Annotated in this window: 2 protein-coding genes; one reads left to right on the top strand and one right to left on the bottom strand. The window is 67.1% G+C overall.

The genetic code is table 11. The annotated features are described in order from the left end of the window. Positions 1-278: 278 nt before the first annotated feature. Positions 279-1886 (bottom strand): PucR family transcriptional regulator, encoded by a 1608-nt coding sequence (locus tag AZG88_RS22325; protein WP_005244891.1) that lies wholly within the window; start codon positions 1884-1886, stop codon positions 279-281. A 132-nt stretch (positions 1887-2018) separates the two neighbouring features. On the opposite strand from AZG88_RS22325, the gene AZG88_RS22320 reads away from it, so the two are divergent. Continuing rightward, the coding region (locus AZG88_RS22320; RefSeq protein WP_156517578.1) for an aldehyde dehydrogenase family protein at positions 2019-2986 on the top strand (968 nt) is incomplete at its 3' end.

Here is a 2986-nt window from a genome sequence, read left to right as displayed (position 1 = left end):
CCGGCGGGGCTGATGGCCACCCGGTATTCGTGGTTCTTGATCTCGCGGGGGATGCCGATCTTCATGAGAGCTCCGTGCTGTCGGAAATTCGATTGGTAGGTGCCAATAGTGAAGAAAGCATCTATTCCTGCCAACAGTTGTGAAGATAATTCTCAACATTGAGGTACTGGCTCGCGACTATTCGAATGCCGGCGCCCTTAGCCGGTCGTCGTCGAACGATGTTCGGAGAGTGGCTTCGCCCCGTGAGTACTTATTAACCGCCCGCCGTTAACAAGTACTCACGGGTGGCGGAGCCGCAGGATCAGCATGGCCGTGTGCAGCGACGTCCGGGACTCGGCGTCGTCCAGGTCGACACCGAGCAGTCGCTGGATCGTGGCCAGTTTCGCGTAGAGCGTGGGGCGAGAGAGGTGGAGCTGTTTCGCGAGTTCGGTCTTGTTGCCACCGAGTTCGAGGAAGCTGCGCAGGACGTCGACACTGTCGCCGCCGTGTCGCGCCTGATGTTCCAGCAGGCCACGGAGTTCGGTCTCGGCGAAGGCCTGCACCCGCGGATCGGTCCGGATGAGGGCGAGCAGACCGCGCAACCGGATGTCGGCCGCTCGGTGAAAGACCTTGTCGCCCGGTGGCAACGACAGCGCGACCTCGGCGATGTGAGCGGATTCCGTCAGGCCGCCCGCGGCGTCCAGGAGCCGGGTCGATTCGGGACCGACGCCGATCGTGCAATGGAGGACGCCGTCCAGCCGGGTGAGCGCGGCACGGATCGCCGCACAGAGTTCGGACAGCGCGTCGGGTGTGGACGCCGGCGGATGCGACAGGAGCAGGTCGATCTGTCCGGCGCGGGTGTTCGCGGTGAGTGCGGTTTGCCGCGACGTCCGGACAGCGTGGCGGACGGCGTCCAGCATGTTCACACGCCGCCGCTGCGCGAGAACCTGGTCGGCGCTGGCGGTTTCGCTGACCCGGACCGTCATCGGCAGGTAGGTCAGTGCCGGCCGGAGGCCGAGCGCATGGGCGCGCGCCGTCGCCTCAGCCTCGTCCTGGATGCGTCCGCGGCGGAGTTCGTCGATGAGCCCGCTCTGGGCCTGCTGCTCGAGCGCGGTCCGGTCCTGCTCGACCATGCGGTTCAGCGCGAGCGCCTGCGCGGCGCGCTCGAGGGTCATCCGCGCCCGACCTTCGGCGGCGACGGGGCGAGGGGCGACGAGTCGTCCCCACTCCTGCCGATGCGCGCCGACGGGCGTCGTCGTCCACGACTCCGGGCCGTCGATCGCGGTCTGATGCGACACGGGCGTCAGCCGCGACCGACGTTCCCACTCGGCGAGGAGATCCGCCGCCGTGGTTCCCTGCGCCGCGAAGGCCAGTACCTGCCGGTTGAGGTCCTCGAGCACGATCGGGGCGCCGAGCATGCCGGCCGCGGCGTCGACGATCTCACCGAGCGACGCCCGCTTCATGCTCAGGTCGGTGAAGACCTCGTGCACGTGCCGGGCGAACGCGACCTCGTCGTACTGCTCCGCGACGATCGATCGGTGCACTTCCTCGGTGACCTCGACGAACCGGATCTGGCGGTGCAGTGCGATGACGGGAAACGACAGTCTGTCGGCGGCGCGCGCCACCCCTTCCGGCACGGTGTCGACGTGGACGCCGAGTTCGACGACGAGTCCGGCTGCGCCCGCCGCGGCCAGTCCCTCCAGGTACGCCACGCTCGACGAGTCGTCCGCGAGCGGCTGGCCGGTGGTGAGGACGAGTTCGCCACCCTGGAGGAGGTTCGACAAGTCGGGTAGATCGCTGACGTGCACCCAACGCACCGGCCTGTCGAGGGGTCCGCCGCCGATCACCTCGGGTGTTCCCGCCTGCACGACCGGGAGCGCCAGGATGTCGACGATGGTGGGCTGCATTTACACAGTGTAAATCAGAAGTCGTATTTCCTTACAGAACGTCGGGCTCCAGCGCCTTGTCGGCGGACCAGAGTGAAGACATCGCACTTCGCGCGGAGTTTCCGCGTATCGGCTCTCTCGGTAAGGACACCCATGACACACAGCGATGGCGCAGCGCAGACCCGGACCATCCCGCACTGGTTCGACAACAAGAGTTTCACGGGTACGAGCGGTAACACCGCTCCGGTGACGAATCCGGCGACCGGTGCCGTCACCGGTCAGGTCGCGTTGGCCAGTGTCCAGGACGCCCGCGCCGTGATCGATTCCTCCGCCGCGGCGTTCCCCGCCTGGCGCGACACCTCCCTCGCCAAGCGCACCCAGGTGATCTTCAAGTTCCGGGAACTGCTCAACGCCCGCAAGGGCGAGTTGGCGGAGATCATCACCGCCGAGCACGGCAAGGTCGTCTCCGACGCCCTCGGCGAGGTGTCCCGCGGGCAGGAGGTCGTCGAATTCGCGTGCGGTATCGCGCATCTGCTCAAGGGCGGCATGACCGAGAATGCGTCGACGAATGTCGACGTGCATTCGATCCGTCAGCCCGTCGGCCCGGTCGGGATCATCTCACCGTTCAACTTCCCCGCCATGGTCCCGATGTGGTTCTTCCCCATCGCCATCGCCGCCGGCAACACCGTCGTCCTCAAGCCGTCCGAGAAGGACCCCACCGCCGCGATCTGGATGGCCGAACTCTGGGCCGAAGCCGGACTCCCCGCCGGCGTCTTCAACGTCCTCCAAGGCGACAAGACCGCCGTCGACGAACTCCTCACCCACCCCGCCGTCAAGGCCATCAGCTTCGTCGGCTCCACCCCCATCGCCCAGTACGTCTACGCCACCGGCACCGCCCACGGCAAACGCGTCCAAGCCCTGGGTGGGGCGAAGAACCACGCCATCGTCCTCCCGGACGCCGACCTCGACCTCGCCGCCGACGCCATGGTCAACGCCGGCTTCGGCTCCGCCGGCGAACGCTGCATGGCCATCTCCGCCCTGGTCGCGGTCGGCGACATCGCCGACGAACTCGTGACCAAGATCAAGGAGCGCACCGACACATTGAAGATCGGCGACGGCAC

The organism is Rhodococcus sp. LB1, from assembly GCF_001583455.1.
Classification (GTDB): domain Bacteria; phylum Actinomycetota; class Actinomycetes; order Mycobacteriales; family Mycobacteriaceae; genus Rhodococcus_F; species Rhodococcus_F opacus.
This window is presented reverse-complemented; position numbering and strand designations above follow the sequence as displayed.

What these genes read in the sequence shown, in the direction of transcription:
- AZG88_RS22325 (WP_005244891.1), bottom strand. Translation starts at nt 1,886, where the DNA reads ATGCAGCCCACCATCGTCGACATCCTGGCGCTCCCGGTCGTGCAGGCG.